Genomic DNA, 17,387 nt, shown 5'->3' with positions numbered 1-17,387 from the left:
CGAAATGCTGTTCACGACATTCCAACCTCAATTTACAACTCTGTTTTCAATGACGCCAGATGTGCTTTTTCTGGTGCCGCTTGCCAACCGTGATAACAGCGCCATCGCTGGAGCTTTGTACCAAGTAGCACCGCAAGAATTCAGACATTCTTTTGAGGGGAGCTCGGCCAATTTCTCGCTCCATCACTCGAATGCTATAAGGCGTGAAGCAGCGGACAATACCGCCATGACCGTCGTAGATTTCTTCACCGTAGTCCAGCAACCAAGTGCTGACAAGCGGGGGGATGCCTCTTTGCTGGGAACGAGTCGCCGCGTGCTGGGTATAAGAGATATGCATGATCTTTTCCTTCGCTGGCATAGGAAGGTGGCGAGTGCCAGCCGTTGTTCAGTTAATCACCTTCAATGGCATAGACGTACCAACCTGAAAAAAGTCAGGATCTCCTGACCTTTTCCTTAAACTCACGTCTATGAAGTGATGAAAGGGGCTGTGGTGAATAATTCAGGACGAAATAAGCTCTGGCATCAAAATGACTGAAGAAGAAATCATCACGTTGATTCGTGCAGGCGGAAAGGCCCTGGACGCTGGTGTTAAAGCCCTCTACCAAACCATGGCTCAACCCATGCTGCGTTTTTTTGTGCATCAAGGGGTGTCGGGTGAGGATGCAAAGGATGTGCTTCAGGAAACGCTTGTCAAAATTGTCCGTAATTCTGAATCCTTTGGTGGCAGTGGGACTGCCAAAGCCTGGATGTGGCAGGTTGCTCGAAATTGTCTGATTGACCACCAACGAAAAGGGGCAAATTTGCAGCCGTCAGCTTATGAAAATGAACTGGTCGAAAGCAAGGCATCCTCTGTCGCCGAGATACGTATGAATGGCAGCACAGAAGAGCGTAATGGTTTGCAGGTCACAACTTTCCAATATGCAGGCAAACCTGTCACCAATGAGCGACGCCGGCTGACGACTTCCGTGAGCGATGCCGAATGGCAGCATATCGAAAAAACTGAAGCATCTCCCGGCTTTGAGGCTTTTGTTGATGAGAGGTCAGCTGAACAGTGCGTCTCCGAAGGGCTTGATGCTTTCAGCAAACAAGAGCCAGAGCGCTCTTATGTCCTGATGATGCAGATGGACGGAAGCAGCATAGAAGAAATCGGGCAGCTGATAGGTCGGACTGTTGCAGCCACGAAAGAATATTTGTCGCAATGCAAAAAGAAGATCCAACCATTCATTGCTCATTGCAATGAACTTCTCCCTACTTAAAGGCCGTTATGACATCAGAAATCGATAGAGAAGATGCGCAATGGCTAGACTCATTGGCCGGCAGACCAGACGCGTCAGCCGATCCGATTACGAATACTCAAGCCAGTGCATTGCGGCATGCTTTGCAAAAGAGGAAAGCTAGGCTGGATGCAATGGTGCCTCATGTTGATGAGATTCAATATCAACAATTGCTATTTCGTTTGCGGCAAGAAGGTTTGACCGGAAAGCAGAGTTCCTGGAGCGGTGTCATGCAATGGGGGCGCGCCAAGGGGCAATTGGCCGCAAGAGTCATGAGCACTCACAACACCCTTGCATGGGGTGTAGCAGCTACAGCGGTCTTGGTGATCGGCGTTGCTCTGCAAATGAATACCCTGCAACAGGGACAAGATGCCTCTCGCATGCATGATGTGTTCCGTAGCGGAGGCACTGTCTTGATCGTTTCAAATCCAAAGGCTCGCGCTGAAGAGTTACAGGCCGGATTGAGGTCTGTAGGTGCAGAGACAAAGGTCATTAACGGTCCGGATGGTCAATTTCAGTTGAGGTTCAAATCAAGCGCTGTTGCCTTGGAATATCTCAACACTCAAAGAATTGAGCCCGCCGAGGTCGAAGGATTCGTGACTTTGACGATCACAGCGCCGCAGAAGAAGCCATAATCCTTCCTCCCCAGCGCGCCCAGCGCTTCCCCTCAACAGCCTCTGGATCTACACCATGAACCGCTGCACTCTGGCCCTTCGCGGGCATGCTTTGCTTTGCCTTGACTTCATCACCTCCGTTGATTCCCTGGAGGCCGCATGAGCAAGAAGGTCTTCATCAAAACATTTGGTTGCCAGATGAACGAGTACGACTCGGACAAGATGGCCGATGTGCTGGGCGCGGCCCAGGGCTATGAGCCCACGCAGGACGTGGACGAGGCCGATCTGATTTTGTTCAACACCTGCTCGGTGCGCGAGAAGGCACAAGAGAAAGTGTTCAGCGATCTGGGCCGGGTGCAGCACCTCAAAGCCAAGGGCGTGCTGATCGGCGTGGGTGGCTGCGTGGCCAGCCAGGAAGGTGCCGAGATCATCAAGCGTGCGCCTTATGTGGATGTGGTGTTTGGCCCGCAGACCCTGCACCGCCTGCCCGAGATGCTGGCCGAGCGCGAGCGCAAGCAGCGCCCGCAAGTCGACATCAGCTTCCCCGAGATTGAAAAGTTCGACCACCTGCCGCCCGCCAAGGTGGAAGGCGCCACCGCCTTTGTGTCGATCATGGAAGGTTGCAGCAAATACTGCAGCTACTGCGTGGTGCCCTACACCCGGGGGGAAGAGGTGTCACGGCCGTTTGACGATGTGTTGGTCGAGGTGGCGGGCTTGGCCGCGCAGGGCGTGAAAGAGATCACGCTGCTGGGCCAAAACGTGAACGCTTACCGGGGCAAGATGGGCGGCACCTCAGACATTGCTGACTTTGCGCTGCTGCTCGAATACGTGGCCGACATGCCAGGCATCGAGCGCATCCGCTACGTGACCAGCCACCCGAATGAGTTCACGCAGCGCCTGATCGACGCTTACGAGAAGATTCCCAAACTGGTGAGCCACCTGCACTTGCCGGTGCAGCACGGTTCGGACCGCATCTTGATGGCGATGAAGCGCGGTTACACCGCCATGGAATACAAGAGCACGATCCGCAAGCTGCGGGCGATCCGGCCCGACATGTCGCTCAGCAGCGATTTCATCGTGGGCTTCCCTGGTGAGACCGAGGACGACTTCAACAAGATGATGAAGCTGATCACCGATGTGGGTTTTGACACGAGTTTCAGCTTCATCTTCAGCCCCCGCCCCGGCACGCCTGCAGCCAACCTGCACGACGACACCCCGCACGAAGTCAAGCTGCGCCGACTGCACCACCTGCAAGCGACCATCGAGGAGAACGTGCAGCGCATTGGCGAAAGCCGCGTGGGCACGGTGCAGCGCATTCTGGTCGAGCGCCCTTCACGCAAGGACGCGACCGAGATGGCTGGCCGCACCGAGTGCAACCGGGTGGTCAACTTCCCCGGCGGCCCGAACATGGACCGCCTGATCGGTCAGATGGCGAATGTGCGCATCACCCAAGGCCTGTCGCACTCGCTGCGCGGCGAGTTGGTGATCAAGGACTGAAGTTGGTGGGAGGCTGCCCCTGCGGCCGAATGTGTGTTGAGCCTCTGCAGACATTCGCGAGCAGGGGCTCACTCCTACAAAAATCCCTGAGACTCAAGACTCGCGGCCGACCTGGCGGATGTAGCGTCGGTAGTCGCCGTGCGGGATGGGGGCGCAAGCATCCACCGGGCGGTTGTACACATAGGTCTGCACAGGCTGGCCTTGCAGCGGGCCGCTGAGCACGGTCACAGTTTCGCGCCAGTATTGAGATGCACTGCGGTCACCGCGGACCATGCCCTCCACCACATCCAGCCGGGCCAGGTGAGCGTCATCCACTTCATAAATTTCACCTGTGACCTGGCCATCACCCGTGGACAAGTCCAGCAGCAAGCCAGGAAAACGCCCCACATCGACCAAGCGGCCAGGCACTTGGGCAGGGCCCACAAAACGGGCCCCGTGCATTTCAGCTTCAAGCCGAAGACCGGGCATGAGCGTGCCGTAAATGAAAAGTCGGTGCATCGGTTGGCCATTCACGCGGGTCAACGCGGCATGCCGGGAAAGCCCCCGCCGCCGCCCATCATGCCTTTCATGGCGCCCATGCGTTTCATCATCTTCATCATGCCGCCGCCGGACATTTTTTTCATCATGTCCTGCATCTGCTCAAACTCCTTGAGCATGCGGTTGACGTCCTGCACCTGAACACCGGCACCGGCTGCAATGCGGCGCTTGCGGGTCGCCTTGATCAGCTCGGGCTTTTTCCGCTCCAGCGGCGTCATGCTGTGGATGATGCCCTGCTTGCGGCCGATGTCTTTCTCGACCTTGTCCATGTCCATGGACCCGGCCTTGGCCGTCAATTGGCTGGGCAACTTGTCCATCAGGCTCGACAAACCACCCATTTGTTTCATCTGCTGGATCTGGGCCAAAAAGTCGTTCAGGTCAAAACCACCGCCGCTCTTGACCTTGGCGGCCAGCTTTTGCGCGGCTTCCATGTCCACACCGGCAGTGACCTGCTCGACCAGCGCCACAATGTCGCCCATGCCCAGCACCCGGCCTGCATGGCGCTCAGCGTCAAACACTTCCAGGCCATCGATTTTCTCGCTCGTACCGGCAAACTTGATCGGCACACCCGTGATCTGGCGCACCGACAAAGCAGCACCGCCGCGTGAATCACCATCCAGTTTGGTGAGCACAATGCCCGTGAGCGGCAGGGCGTCACTGAACGCTTTGGCGGTGTTGGCCGCATCCTGACCCTGCATGGCGTCGACCACGAACAGAGTTTCCACAGGCTTGAGTTCAGCGTGCAGCGCCTTGATCTCGGCCATCAGGGCTTCGTCAATCGCCAGGCGACCGGCGGTGTCGACCAGCAGCACGTCAAAGAAGTGCTTGCGGGCGTAGTCGATGGCGGCGCGGGCGATGTCGATCGGCTTTTGGTCGGGCGTGCTGGGGAACCACTCGGCCCCGGCCTGCGCCGTCACGGTCTTGAGCTGTTCGATGGCCGCAGGCCGGTAAACGTCGCCCGAGACAGTCAGCACTTTCTTTTTGCGCTTTTCAATCAGGTGCTTGGCCAGCTTGGCGGTGGTGGTGGTTTTACCGGCACCTTGCAAACCGGCCATCAAAATCACCGCAGGGGGCTGCGCCGCCAGATTGATGTCCGACACACCCTCGCCCATGGTGGCGGCCAGCTCGCGGTTGACCACACCCACCAAGGCCTGGCCAGGCTTGAGTGAGCCCATGACCTCCTGGCCCAGGGCTTTTTCCTTCACACGGGCGATGAAGTCGCGCACCACCGGCAAAGCCACATCGGCTTCGAGCAGGGCCATGCGCACCTCGCGCAGCATGTCGGCCACGTTCGATTCGGTGATGCGGGCCTGCCCGCTGAGGGTCTTGACGAGGCGTGAGAGTTTGTCGGTCAGGGCGGAGGCCATGGGGATATCCAGAAATTTCCGGTCCAGCCTGTTGGCTCCACCCCAGTGGCAGCGCCTGAAAGGCTAAACTCGGTGTCATGATTTTAGCGAGTCCCCCATTTTGGATGCTGCCTGCCACCGTGCTGGCGGCGCTGGCCTATGGCCTGCCAGCCTTGGCGGGTGAGCGCCTGTCTCCCACGCATGCGCGTCGCTTGCTTTGGCTCGCCTGGGCCGCGCATGCCGTGGCGCTGTTGAGCTTGCTGGTCGGCCCTGTCCACTTCGGCTTTGCACCAGCGATTTCGGTGACCGCCTGGCTCGTGGTGAGCGCTTATATATTAGAGAGCCAGTTTTTCCCCAAATTCAAGGCCCGCTGGGCCATGGGCATTCTGGGGACCATCGCCGTCGTGCTGGCCTGGTTTTTCCCGGGCACTCCGCTGTCAGCGCAAGCTTCGGCCTGGCTGCCCTTGCATTGGGCTTTGGGTTTGTCTGCTTACGGCATGTTTGGCGCCGCCGTAGTGCATGCCTGGATGATGACCCGCGCCGAACGCGACATTCGGCAAGCCCACGACGCCAGCAGTGGTGTGCCACTGCTGACGCTCGAACGCCTCACCTTCCGATTTGTGCTGGCCGGCTTCGTTTTGTTGACCGCCACCTTGGTCGCTGGCGTGTTGTTTGGTGATGCGCTTTATGGCCAAGGACAAGGCCACTGGCGCTGGGACCACAAAACCATTTTCGCCTTGCTGTCCTGGCTGACCTTTGCCGTCTTGCTGACAGGCCGCAGCCAATGGGGCTGGCGAGGCCGCCGGGCTGTGCGGGTGCTTTACATCGGCGCGGGTTTGTTGCTCCTGTCGTATGCGGGCTCACGGTTTGTCATGGAAGTCCTGCTGGGGCGCATGGGATGAAATACCTCTTTTTGTTGCTGGTGGTTTTGTTGGTCATCTGGGCGATCAAGCGCACCAAGGCGGCAGGCCGAACCCAAGCACCCCCTGCGTCTGAAGCGAAAAGCCCCTCTGAAATGGTCAGCTGCGCCCATTGCGGCATCCACTTGCCCCAGGAAGAAGCAGTCTCCGGCCAAAAAGGGCTTTACTGCAGCACCGAGCACCGGACTGCAGCGCAAGACCGCAACCCCAGCTGAAGTCACGGCGTTGATGCGGGTGCCTGCTTCAGACCACACCTCGCCTGCCCATTGGCAACAAGGCTGGCACCCACAAGCGCAACGGCTGGTCTCGCCCAACTTCGGACCACGCCCTGCAGGGGCCTGCATTGACCTGATCGTGCTCCACTCCATCAGCCTGCCCCCCGGACAATATGGTGGCGATGCCGTGCAGCGCTTGTTCACCAACCAACTCGATTGGGACGCACACCCCTACTTTCAAAGCATCCGAGGGCTGGAAGTCTCATCGCACTTTTACATACGCCGTGATGGCTCACTGTGGCAGTTTGTGAGCTGCGATGAGCGCGCATGGCATGCCGGACAGTCCCAATACAGGGGGCGGCCCAACTGCAACGACGACTCCATCGGCATTGAGCTGGAAGGCCTGGAAGGCGACACCTTCGAAGACGCGCAGTACCAGCAACTGGCCGATCTGTGCCGGGAGATCCGGCATCACTACCCCATCGCGCATGTGGCTGGTCATGAACACATCGCACCAGGCCGAAAACTGGACCCGGGACCGGGTTTTGAATGGCCACGGTTGAAACAACTGTTGGATTTTCCGCCTCAGGTTTTTCCCTGATCTGACTCGATCCCTGACGGGCCAAAAATATTTTCACTGCCCTTGCTTGCGCAGCAAGGTGACCGATGTTTCGAGATCGCAGGGCCAACGCGATCATGCGTGCCTCACCAATCAAGGCCTTCAAAACAAAAAATGCTCGGCAGGCCGCATCGGGCCTGAATCGGCCATCCGAAAACCCCAAAAACCAAGCCTTCCCGGGCCTTTTTTCAGCAAGTGAAAGGCCACGATTCCAAGGCTGAAACCTGGATTTATTTGCCCCCTGTCGAGCAGACCGGCAAAACAGACCGGTACACTACCTGTAGTGGCTTGTGCAGATGCCAGACACCAGATATAGTGTCCCTTACAAATTCTCACAATTAAACAAGACGCCTGTTCAAACGCCTTGCCCAGTACCCCAAGACCCACAAAATTCAAAGAAATGACCATGCAAACAGACCTGAACATCGCCTCCCCATCGCCCACCCTGATGCGCCAGCCCGAAGCTGGGCAAAGCAGCGTCCCGAGCTTGCAGGCACTGGCCCATTACCAGATCATTCGCCGCAATGGTGCCGTGGTGCCCTTCGAGCCCAACAAGATCGCTGTGGCGCTGATGAAAGCGTTTTTGGCCGTTCACGGCACCCAGGGCGCAGCGTCCGCCAGCGTGCGCGAAGTGGTCGAAGAATTGACCCAGAACGTGGTTCGCGCTTTGGTCCGCTCACGCCCCGGCGGCGGCACCTTCCACATTGAAGATGTGCAAGACCAGGTGGAGTTGGGCCTGATGCGCAGCAGCAACCACGAAGTGGCACGCGCTTACGTGTTGTACCGCGAGCGTCGCACCCAAGAGCGTGCACAACAGCACCAGCAAGTGGCCCCCACGCCTGCCGAACCCCGTCTGCACGTGATCGATGGCGGCCAACGCGTCGCCCTGGATCTGGATTACCTCAAATCCCTGATGGTCAACGCCTGCGCAGGTTTGGGCAAGGACGTGAGCCCCGACCCCATCGTGGCCGAGACCATGCGCAACCTCTACGACGGCGTGCCCATGGAAGAGGTTTACAAGGCGTCCATCCTCGCATCGCGCACCCTGATTGAGAAAGACCCGGACTACACCTACGTCACGGCCCGCTTGCTCATGCACACCATCGCCAAGGAAATCCTGGGCAAGGAAGTGACCCAGGACCAAATGGCCGAGGAGTACATCAACTACTTCCCCCAATTCATCAAAAAAGGCGTGGACAACGACCTGTTGGATGAAAAACTGCTGCAGTTCGACCTGAAACAACTGGCCGCCGCCCTCAAACCCGAGCGCGACCTGCAGTTCGATTACCTGGGCTTGCAAACCCTGTACGACCGCTACTTCCTGCACGTGCGCAAGACCCGCATTGAAATGCCCCAGGCGTTCTTCATGCGGGTGGCGATGGGCCTGTCGCTCAACGAAATCAACCGCGAAGCACGCGCCATCGAGTTCTACGAAATCCTGTCGTCGTTCGACTTCATGTCGTCCACGCCCACCCTGTTCAACAGCGGTACTTTGCGCTCGCAGCTGTCGAGCTGCTACCTGACCACCGTGCCCGACGACCTGGACGGCATTTACGAATCGATCAAAGAGAACGCTTTGCTGTCCAAGTTTGCGGGCGGTCTGGGCAACGACTGGACCCGCGTGCGGGCCATGGGCTCGCACATCAAGGGCACCAACGGCGAATCGCAAGGCGTGGTGCCTTTCCTGAAAGTGGTCAACGACACGGCTGTGGCCGTGAACCAGGGCGGCAAGCGCAAGGGCGCGGTCTGCACCTACCTGGAAACCTGGCACCTGGACATTGAAGAGTTCCTGGAACTGCGCAAGAACACCGGCGACGACCGCCGCCGTACGCACGACATGAACACGGCCAACTGGATCCCCGACCTGTTCATGCGCCGCGTGATGGAAAAAGGCAACTGGACCCTGTTCTCGCCTTCCGATGTGCCTGATCTGCACGACCTCTTCGGTCTGGCCTTCGAAAAAGCCTACGTGGCCTACGAACAAAAAGCCGCTCGTGGCGAAATCAAGCCCAGCAAGACCGTCCCCGCGACCGACTTGTGGCGCAAGATGCTCTCCATGCTGTTCGAAACCGGCCACCCCTGGATCACTTTCAAGGACCCCTGCAACGTGCGCTCGCCCCAGCAACACGTTGGCGTGGTGCATTCGTCCAACCTGTGCACAGAGATCACCCTCAACACCAGCGACACCGAAACCGCTGTGTGCAACCTGGGCTCGGTCAATCTGTCGCGCCACCTCAAGGACAGCGCCAACGGCAAAGTCATTGACCACGAGAAACTGAAGAAAACCATCACGATCGCCATGCGCATGCTGGACAACGTGATCGACATCAACTACTACGCCGTCAAGAAAGCCCGTGATTCCAACATGCGCCACCGCCCTGTCGGCCTGGGTCTGATGGGTTTCCAGGACTCGCTGTATGAAATGCGCATTCCCTACGCATCTCAAGCCGCTGTCGAGTTCGCTGACCAGTCCATGGAGGCCATCTGCTATTACGCTTACTGGGCCTCGACCGAGCTGGCCAAAGAGCGTGGCCAGTACGCCACTTACAAGGGCTCCTTGTGGGACCAGGGCATCTTGCCTCTGGACACGCTGAAACTGCTGGAGCGCGAGCGTGGTGGTTATGTCGAAGTGGACCGCTCGTCCACGCTGGATTGGGACTCGCTGCGCCAGAAGATTGCACAAGACGGCATGCGCAACTCCAACTGCGTCGCCATCGCCCCCACCGCCACGATCTCCAACATCATTGGCGTGGATGCCTCGATCGAGCCTTGCTTTGGCAACCTGTCGGTCAAGTCCAACCTCTCGGGTGAATTCACCGTGATCAACGGCTATCTGGTGCGTGACCTCAAGCGCCTGGGCCTGTGGGATGACGTGATGGTCATGGACCTGAAGCACTTCGACGGTTCACTGCGTCCGATCGACCGCGTGCCACAAGACATCAAGGCGCTGTACGCCACCGCCTTTGAAGTCGAAACCACCTGGCTGGTCGAGGCTGCTGCACGCCGCCAGAAATGGATCGACCAAGCCCAATCACTCAACATCTACATGGCGGGCGCATCGGGCAAGAAGCTGGACGACACCTACAAACTGGCTTGGTTGCGTGGCCTGAAGACCACTTACTACCTGCGCACATCGAGCGCCACACAGGTCGAGAAATCCACCGTGAAAGCCGGTTCGCACAACGCCGTGTCTTCGGGTGCGCCCAGCTCGGGCATGAGCGCCGTGGATGCCGCTGCAGCTGCCGCGCAAGTGCAAATGAACACGTCACCTGCCACCGATGTCAAATTTTGCGCCATCGACGATCCCGGTTGCGAAGCTTGCCAGTGATTTGAAAAGCATTGCACTTTGCTGTGACAAGCCAAGTGCGATGCAATTGAACAACACTTCACGGTGACGCACATCGAAAAAGTGAATCGCTTCTTTGAATTTCGTGCGCTTGCTTTCATAATTTGAGAACTGGAATTTTTTATGTTGTCCTGGGACGAACAAGTCAAACCTGCATCGCCAACTGCGATGCCCTCTTTTCCCGGCGCTGATGCAGGCACAGCGTCTGCCGCTGCATCCCCAGCCCCCAGCCTTCGCCGCATGACTGCGGCCGACAAACGCGTCATCAACGGTCAGACCGACGTCAACCAGCTGGTGCCTTTCAAATACAAATGGGCTTGGGAAAAATACCTGGCCACCTGCGCCAACCACTGGATGCCGCAGGAAGTGAACATGAACCGCGACATCGCCTTGTGGAAGGACCCCAACGGTCTGACCGAAGACGAGCGCCGCATCGTCAAGCGCAACCTCGGCTTCTTCGTGACCGCCGATTCGCTGGCCGCCAACAACATCACGCTGGGCACTTACCGCCACATCACAGCCCCCGAATGCCGCCAGTTCCTGCTGCGTCAGGCTTTTGAAGAGGCCATCCACACCCACGCTTACCAGTACATCGTGGAGTCGCTGGGCCTGGACGAATCGGAAATCTTCAACGCCTACAACGAAGTCAAATCCATCCGTGACAAGGACGAGTTCCTGATCCCGTTCATCAACGTGATCATGGATCCCCACTTCAAGACCGGCACCCTCGAAACCGACCAGACCCTGCTCAAGTCCTTGATCGTGTTCGCCTGCCTGATGGAAGGCCTGTTCTTCTACGTGGGCTTCACGCAAATCCTGGCCTTGGGTCGTCAAAACAAGATGACCGGTGCCGCCGAGCAGTACCAGTACATCCTGCGCGACGAGTCGATGCACTGCAACTTCGGCATTGACCTGATCAACACCGTTAAACTTGAAAACCCACAGCTGTGGACAGCCGAATTCAAGGCCGAGATCAAGGAACTCTTCCTCAAAGCGGTCGAGCTGGAATACCGTTACGCCGAAGACACCATGCCACGCGGCGTGCTGGGCATGAACGCGTCCATGTTCAAAGGCTATTTGCGTTACATCGCCAACCGCCGCGCCACCCAGATCGGTCTGGAGGCCCTCTTCCCCAACGAAGAGAACCCCTTCCCCTGGATGAGCGAGATGATCGACCTGAAAAAAGAACGCAACTTCTTTGAAACCCGGGTCATTGAATACCAATCCGGCGGGGCCTTGTCCTGGGACTGATCTTCTGAACACCCCCTCCATGTCCCCCCTCTTCAAGCCACAGTTCGCAACGCCTTCGGGTGTTGGGTGCTGTGGCTTTCCCGCGTTCATGGTGTTGGGGGTTTCCTCAGCGCCATGGATCGCTTTGTGCAATCCAACAAGCACCAAGCGTTCCCTTTCCGTTGAGTTCTCAACTTGATCAAGGAGAAAATCATGGCAACTGCAAAAAAAGCAGCAGCAAAAAAAGCTGCTCCCGCAAAGAAGGCCGTCGCGGCCAAGAAACCAGCAGCTAAAAAAGTAGCCGCTAAAAAGCCAGCAGCTAAAAAAGCCGCTCCAGCCAAAAAAGCTGTTGCAGCCAAAAAGCCAGCTGCTAAAAAAGTAGCCGCTAAAAAGCCAGCAGCCAAAAAAGCCGCTCCAGCTAAAAAAGCAGCGCCTAAGAAAGTAGCCGCCAAAAAGCCAGCAGCCAAAAAAGCCGCTCCAGCTAAAAAAGCCGCTCCTAAGAAAGCAGCCGCTAAAAAGCCAGCAGCCAAAAAAGCCGCTCCAGCTAAAAAAGCAGCCGCCAAGAAAACTGCTGCCAAAAAGCCAGCGGCCAAAAAGCCTGCTGTGAAGAAAGCTGCTAAAAAGCCTGCTGCAAAGAAGGCATCTAAAGCACCCGCTGCCCCCGCTGCACAGACAACGCTGAATCCTCAAGCTGCATGGCCGTTTCCTTCGGCCGCCAAGCCCTGATTCGAACGTTAGACGCTCGTAGCGCAAAGCCCAATACTGGCAACAGTGTTGGGCTTTTTTACGGCCGAGCCGCAGCAGCCATTCAAGCCAACGCGCTCAGACTGCCGGACTCAGGGGTAAAAACTGAACAACCTGTACCCCGCTGGCACGAGGTCGGCTTCGGGCACCAGATGCAACTGCCCATCCCAGGTTTGGCCAGGCGTCAGAAAACTGGGCGCCCCCTGTTGAGTGACCTGCAACACCCGTCGCACCAGGGCTTTGTCCTGCGCATCCAGCAAGGTCAGCTCCAGTGCGGGCATCTGCAAGGCCTGCGCCGTGACGTTGCGCACCGACCAACGGAGCTGAAAACCACCGTCATGTGGTGTCAGGCTGGAACTCTCGATGAGCACCCCATCGCGAATTTGCAAGGGCAAAATTTCGCACCCCACCCTTTGACACACCGCAGTCAGCCCCTGTCCAAGCGCAGGATCCATGCTGACCAGCACATGCCGCTCGATCCAGAGCCACTGCAGTCCCAGCGCGAGCAACAAAAGAACACCCGCCACACCCGTCAGCCAGGACCGTGGTGGGCGCTTACCAACTTGCGCATCGGACTGAACAAGCGCCTGCGCAGCGTCAGGTCGGGCCTTGTCCTGCGGAGGCGAGAGCGCTTGCGGCTTGAAGGTCGAGAGCGCCTCTTCAAAAGCGGCCACCGCGGTCACGACCGGCGTCGAAGGCGATCGGTCTTCCTGTTTGAGGAAGTCGTCAATGCGCACCCGCTGCCCGGCTGGCTGCAAAGCCAGATCCAGCGCATCAGGATGGGCATCAGGCCAGTTGACGACCAGGCCTGTGCTGTCAAACGCCTGCTGGCATTGGCCACAGCGCAGCCAACCTTGGGCGATTTTGAGTTGATCGGGCACCACCTTGTAGGTCGTGCTGCAGGCCGGGCAACGGGTGATCCAGCTCATGCAATGCCCGTCATCATGGCCCGCATCGGCACGGCTCAGATCAAGACGCCATGGCAGGCGATGTCGCCGTCATGAGGATCCAGCCATCTTCGCTGTCGGCCACCTCCAGCTGAATCCAGGGTGCGTAAGCGGCCTTCAACTCGTCGGCCTGACGCTCCAGAATGCCCGCCAGCACCAAAGCACCCGATGGCGCCACATAAGAGCACAACAGCGGCGCCAATACCTTGAGCGGTGTGGCCAGGATATTGGCCAAAACCGTCTGGTACCGGCCCTGGGCCTTGTCAGGCAAACCGGCCACCAGGCTCACGCCGTTGGCTTCGGCGTTCAGGACCGTGGACGTCACGGCCGCTTCGTCAATGTCCACCGCATCGATCTCGGATGCACCGTATTTGGCCGCACCGATCGCCAAAATGCCGGAGCCGCAGCCGTAATCGAGCACGCGCTGACCCTGCACGCCGTGCTGCGCGATCCAGCGCAAACACATGCGGGTGGTCGGGTGGGTGCCTGTGCCGAAAGCCAAACCGGGGTCGAGCCGAATGATCTGCCTGGCCTGTGCAGGCGGCTCGTGCCACGTCGGCACGATCCAGAAATCAGGGGTGACTTCCACCGGTGCAAACTGCGATTGGGTCAATCGGACCCAGTCCTGATCGGCCACCGCCTGCACGCCCAGAATGCGGCAGCCTTCAAAAAAGTCTTGCGCAGACAGCAGATGAACCGCCTCTTGCGCTTGGGCCTCTTGCGCAAACAAAGCCACCATGCGCGAACGCTGCCAGCCGTCTTTGGGTGGTGGCATGCCGGGTTCGCCAAACAGGGCCTGCTCTGCAGGCGTCTGGGCATCAGCATCCTCCACCGACACACTCAAGGCATCGAGCGCATCGAGTGCATCGCTCAGGACATCGACCCGGTCTTCCGGGCACAAGAGGCTCAGTTCAAACATACGGTTTCAGCGCTTGTGCTGGCTCAGCCAGTGTTCGAGGTAATGGATGTTGGTGCCGCCTTGCATGAACTTGGCGTCCACCATCAGCTCGCGGTGCAGCGGGATGTTGGTGCTGATGCCTTCGATCACCGTCTCATTCAAGGCGGTCTGCATGCGGGCCAAAGCCTGCTCGCGCGTGTCGCCGTGAACGATCAATTTGCCGATCATCGAATCGTAGTTCGGGGGCACAAAGTAGTTGTTGTAGACGTGCGAGTCCACCCGCACGCCCGGCCCACCGGGCATGTGCCAGGACGTCACACGACCCGGCGAAGGCGTGAACTTGAACGGGTCTTCGGCATTGATGCGGCACTCGATGGCATGGCCCCGAATCTCGATCTGACGCTGGGTAAACGGTAGCTTTTCGCCCGCAGCGACCATGATTTGGGTTTTGACGATGTCCACACCCGTGATCCACTCGGTCACCGGGTGCTCGACCTGCACCCGGGTGTTCATCTCGATGAAATAGAACTCGCCGTTTTCGTACAAAAATTCGAAAGTGCCCGCACCGCGGTAGTTGATCTTCTTGCAGGCCGCCACACAACGCTCGCCGATCTTCTCGATCAGCTTGCGCGGAATGCCTGGCGCTGGCGCTTCTTCGATCACCTTCTGGTGACGGCGCTGCATGGAGCAATCGCGCTCACCCAAATAAACCGCGTTCTTGTGTTTGTCGGCCAGGATCTGGATTTCGATGTGGCGCGGGTTCTGCAGGAACTTCTCCATATAGACCGCCGGATTGCCAAAAGCAGCCCCAGCCTCGGCCTTGGTCATCTGCACCGCGTTGATCAGCGCTGCTTCGGTGTGCACCACACGCATGCCGCGACCACCACCACCGCCTGCGGCCTTGATGATCACCGGGTAACCCACCGATTTGGCAATGCGGCGGATCTGGACCGGATCGTCGGGCAATTCACCTTCCGAGCCGGGCACGCAAGGCACACCGGCACGGATCATGGCTTGCTTGGCCGACACCTTGTCGCCCATGATGCGGATCGATTCGGGGGTGGGGCCAATGAACTGGAAACCGCTTTTCTCGACGCGCTCGGCGAAGTCGGCGTTCTCGCTCAAAAAGCCGTAACCGGGGTGGATCGCCTCGGCGTCCGTCACTTCGGCGGCCGAAATGATGGCGGGCATGTTGAGGTAACTCAGCGGCGAGGCCGCTGGGCCAATGCAGACCGCTTCTTCGGCCAACTTCACGTATTTGGCTTCTTTGTCGGCCTCGGAATAGACCATCACCGCCTTGACGCCCAATTCGCGACAAGCGCGCTGGATGCGCAAGGCGATTTCGCCTCGGTTGGCGACCAGGATTTTCTTGAACATGAAATCCCCGTGGCTTATTCGATGATGAACAAAGGCTGACCGTATTCCACGGCCTGGCCGTTTTCACACAGGATCTGCGTGACGGTGCCGGACTTGTCGGATTCGATCTCGTTGAGGATCTTCATGGCTTCGATGATGCACAGGGTGTCGCCCTCTTTGACCACCGAACCAATCTGGATGAAGGGCGCTGCGCCCGGGCTGGACGCGCGGTAGAACGTGCCCACCATGGGTGACTTGACTGCATGACCGGCAGGTGCCGCTGCAGGCGCGGGAGCCTCCACGGCTGCGACGGGTGCAGCCACAACGGGAGCGGCAGCGACCGGCGCAGCTTGCATCACGACCGGCGCGGCCACGCCCATGCTCTTGACGATGCGCACCTTGCCCTCGGCTTCGGTGATTTCCAGCTCCGACACGTTCGAGTCGGACACCAGGTCAATCAGTGTTTTCAGTTTGCGCAAATCCATAGATCCTCCATTGCTGTAAGCACACGTAATGGATCGAATTTACACCAAATTTCAGTAAAAACCCTCGAAATCGTCTTTTCTGGTCAGAATTGGAACGAATTAAAAGCCATGACCTGGCGAAACAGACGGCCAAACCTCAACCCGCCCAGGATCGGGGGATTTCAGGCGCCAACACCACGCCATTGCACAAGGTCATCTGCCGTCAATTGCCCCATTTTTTGCCGCCAAATGCTGCCATCTGCCTTGAAAAAAACCGTAAAAGGCAAGCCGCCCGCTGCATTGCCCAGCGACTTGGCCAGCTCCGTCCCCGCCAAACCGGCCAAACCGACCGGGAATCCCAAAGGCTGACGCGCCAGAAAACGCCGCACCGCACTCGGCTGGTCGATGGCCAAAGCCACCACTTGGTGATTTTTCGCCGCATTTTCACGCCAGAAGGCATCGATCATGGGCAGTTCATCGACACAAGGGGGGCACCAGGTGGCCCAGAAGTTCAGCAACAAGGGCTTGCCCTGGAAGGCGGCCATGGCCAAACCCTCTCCCGACGGGGTGTCGAACTGCTGCGTCCAGACCGGGTGACTGGCCGCGGCCGTGACGGCTTGCGGCTGAAAACGCCACAAAGCCACACCTACACCGGCCACGGCAGCCGCCGCCCCGGCACCCAGAATCAGATTTCGGCGCGAAGCGCCTGCGCTTTGTTGGTCCATGGCCAGATTGTCTTTCATGCCGCCAGCAAGCGCTCCAAAGCCGCCAAATCCCCCCGGGGCGAGCGGCCTTGCGCATCGGGCAACAAGGCCCCGCGCAAATCGTTCAGGTCGTAAATGCGCAGGTGCACGCCCACATCTTCGTTCAAGGCTTCACAAAAACTGTGCAAGCTCAGCACCTCCACATCGTCGCCGTGCAGACCGCGCACCGTTTGCGTCTCGTAGCGCTGGTTCTGGTTGATCAAGGCGATTTCGGCCGATTTCGGGTCGTCACAAAACAAGGCCAGATCCACATCGCACAGGCGTGTGGCCCAACCTTGCCAAACCGCACCGCCCAAATGCGGGCGAAATTCGGCCAGCCGCCGCATCCAGACCCGCGCCAATTCGCGCAAAGCCAGCAACTCGCCGGGCTGGGTGTCGGCGCAGAACAGGGCGATGTAGTCGCGCACCTCGGCCTCGACCACATCGTTGGTCGGCAAGGCGGTGCGGGCGGGCAGGCCCAGCTCTTTCAGGGCGCGGTGCTTGGCCGGACCAAAGGCCAGGCCCTCTTCCACCACCAAACGGGCGGCGGTGGCGGCAATTTCAAGGGCAACATCGTTCATGGGCACCGATTGTGACCGGCCCGAACGGCTCGCAGCCCGGACTGCGCCCGATGGCC

General features: G+C 58.7%; 19 protein-coding genes. 10 read left to right on the top strand and 9 right to left on the bottom strand.

What is annotated here, in order from left to right; translation table 11 throughout:
- Positions 1-4 precede the first annotated feature (4 nt).
- The 4 genes from ACZ5RT_RS01720 to miaB all read left to right on the top strand — a co-directional run bounded on the left by ACZ5RT_RS01720 (position 5) and on the right by miaB (position 3,385).
- The gene (locus ACZ5RT_RS01720) at positions 5-445 is read left to right on the top strand and encodes a hypothetical protein (protein ID WP_464453313.1); all 441 of its coding nucleotides are present in this window, start codon (positions 5-7) and stop codon (positions 443-445) included.
- Between the two features lie 82 nt (positions 446-527).
- Complete coding sequence (locus ACZ5RT_RS01715) at positions 528-1,256, top strand: RNA polymerase sigma factor (RefSeq protein ID WP_464453312.1); 729 nt, start codon at positions 528-530, stop codon at positions 1,254-1,256.
- Between the two features lie 8 nt (positions 1,257-1,264).
- Positions 1,265-1,909: a hypothetical protein gene (locus ACZ5RT_RS01710; RefSeq protein ID WP_464453311.1), complete on the top strand. Its 645-nt coding sequence runs from the start codon at positions 1,265-1,267 to the stop codon at positions 1,907-1,909.
- A 138-nt stretch (positions 1,910-2,047) separates the two neighbouring features.
- Positions 2,048-3,385, top strand: a complete 1,338-nt coding sequence (miaB, locus tag ACZ5RT_RS01705) for a tRNA (N6-isopentenyl adenosine(37)-C2)-methylthiotransferase MiaB (protein WP_464453310.1) — start codon at positions 2,048-2,050, stop codon at positions 3,383-3,385.
- 93 nt (positions 3,386-3,478) lie between these two features.
- Here the strand turns inward: miaB and ACZ5RT_RS01700 are convergent, their stop codons facing one another.
- The gene (locus ACZ5RT_RS01700; RefSeq protein ID WP_464453309.1) at positions 3,479-3,883 is read right to left on the bottom strand and encodes a gamma-glutamylcyclotransferase family protein; all 405 of its coding nucleotides are present in this window, start codon (positions 3,881-3,883) and stop codon (positions 3,479-3,481) included.
- 20 nt (positions 3,884-3,903) lie between these two features.
- Positions 3,904-5,289, bottom strand: coding sequence for a signal recognition particle protein (gene ffh, locus ACZ5RT_RS01695; RefSeq protein ID WP_291927148.1), 1,386 nt, complete (start codon positions 5,287-5,289; stop codon positions 3,904-3,906).
- A gap of 104 nt (positions 5,290-5,393) precedes the next feature.
- Here ffh and ACZ5RT_RS01690 point away from each other — a divergent pair, with 104 nt between their 5' ends.
- Genes ACZ5RT_RS01690 through ampD form a run of 3 tightly spaced genes read left to right on the top strand, consistent with a single transcriptional unit; the run spans position 5,394 to position 7,004 of the window.
- Entirely contained in the window at positions 5,394-6,170 is a 777-nt protein-coding gene (locus ACZ5RT_RS01690; RefSeq protein ID WP_369907580.1) for a cytochrome C assembly family protein, read from the top strand.
- Positions 6,167-6,403 (top strand): PP0621 family protein, encoded by a 237-nt coding sequence (locus ACZ5RT_RS01685; protein WP_108427086.1) that lies wholly within the window; start codon positions 6,167-6,169, stop codon positions 6,401-6,403. Before ACZ5RT_RS01690 ends, ACZ5RT_RS01685 begins: the two co-directional genes overlap by 4 nt.
- A 13-nt stretch (positions 6,404-6,416) precedes the next feature.
- Positions 6,417-7,004, top strand: coding sequence for a 1,6-anhydro-N-acetylmuramyl-L-alanine amidase AmpD (ampD, locus tag ACZ5RT_RS01680; RefSeq protein WP_108427168.1), 588 nt, complete (start codon positions 6,417-6,419; stop codon positions 7,002-7,004).
- Between the two features lie 120 nt (positions 7,005-7,124).
- Here the strand turns inward: ampD and ACZ5RT_RS01675 are convergent, their stop codons facing one another.
- Entirely contained in the window at positions 7,125-7,430 is a 306-nt protein-coding gene (locus tag ACZ5RT_RS01675; RefSeq protein ID WP_291927138.1) for a hypothetical protein, read from the bottom strand.
- Positions 7,431-7,470: 40 nt separating this feature from the next.
- Here ACZ5RT_RS01675 and ACZ5RT_RS01670 point away from each other — a divergent pair, with 40 nt between their 5' ends.
- The 3 genes from ACZ5RT_RS01670 (at position 7,471) to ACZ5RT_RS01660 (ending at position 12,324) form a co-directional block, all read left to right on the top strand.
- Entirely contained in the window at positions 7,471-10,350 is a 2,880-nt protein-coding gene (locus tag ACZ5RT_RS01670; RefSeq protein WP_464454172.1) for a ribonucleoside-diphosphate reductase subunit alpha, read from the top strand.
- Positions 10,351-10,491: 141 nt separating this feature from the next.
- Positions 10,492-11,619, top strand: a complete 1,128-nt coding sequence (locus ACZ5RT_RS01665) for a ribonucleotide-diphosphate reductase subunit beta (RefSeq protein WP_464453308.1) — start codon at positions 10,492-10,494, stop codon at positions 11,617-11,619.
- A 192-nt stretch (positions 11,620-11,811) separates the two neighbouring features.
- Positions 11,812-12,324, top strand: a complete 513-nt coding sequence (locus ACZ5RT_RS01660) for a histone H1-like DNA-binding protein (RefSeq protein ID WP_291924243.1) — start codon at positions 11,812-11,814, stop codon at positions 12,322-12,324.
- 110 nt (positions 12,325-12,434) lie between these two features.
- Here the strand turns inward: ACZ5RT_RS01660 and ACZ5RT_RS01655 are convergent, their stop codons facing one another.
- The 6 genes from ACZ5RT_RS01655 to ACZ5RT_RS01630 form a co-directional block, all read right to left on the bottom strand.
- Positions 12,435-13,271, bottom strand: a complete 837-nt coding sequence (locus ACZ5RT_RS01655) for a DUF3426 domain-containing protein (protein WP_464453307.1) — start codon at positions 13,269-13,271, stop codon at positions 12,435-12,437.
- A gap of 40 nt (positions 13,272-13,311) precedes the next feature.
- Positions 13,312-14,208 carry a 50S ribosomal protein L11 methyltransferase gene (gene prmA / locus ACZ5RT_RS01650; protein WP_291924231.1) on the bottom strand — a complete coding sequence of 299 codons (897 nt, stop codon included), beginning with the start codon at positions 14,206-14,208 and terminating at the stop codon, positions 13,312-13,314.
- 6 nt (positions 14,209-14,214) lie between these two features.
- Positions 14,215-15,564, bottom strand: coding sequence for an acetyl-CoA carboxylase biotin carboxylase subunit (gene accC / locus ACZ5RT_RS01645; RefSeq protein WP_108427090.1), 1,350 nt, complete (start codon positions 15,562-15,564; stop codon positions 14,215-14,217).
- 14 nt (positions 15,565-15,578) lie between these two features.
- Entirely contained in the window at positions 15,579-16,028 is a 450-nt protein-coding gene (gene accB / locus ACZ5RT_RS01640) for an acetyl-CoA carboxylase biotin carboxyl carrier protein (RefSeq protein ID WP_108427091.1), read from the bottom strand.
- Positions 16,029-16,189: 161 nt separating this feature from the next.
- Positions 16,190-16,750, bottom strand: a complete 561-nt coding sequence (locus ACZ5RT_RS01635; protein WP_291924236.1) for a TlpA family protein disulfide reductase — start codon at positions 16,748-16,750, stop codon at positions 16,190-16,192.
- Complete coding sequence (locus ACZ5RT_RS01630; RefSeq protein ID WP_422170565.1) at positions 16,747-17,331, bottom strand: hypothetical protein; 585 nt, start codon at positions 17,329-17,331, stop codon at positions 16,747-16,749. The genes ACZ5RT_RS01635 and ACZ5RT_RS01630 overlap by 4 nt, the downstream gene beginning before the upstream one ends.
- Positions 17,332-17,387 lie beyond the last annotated feature (56 nt).

Source organism: Limnohabitans sp. TEGF003 (genome assembly GCF_055395455.1).
The sequence above is the reverse complement of the archived record's forward strand: the minus strand, read 5'-3'. Positions and strand labels throughout refer to the sequence as shown.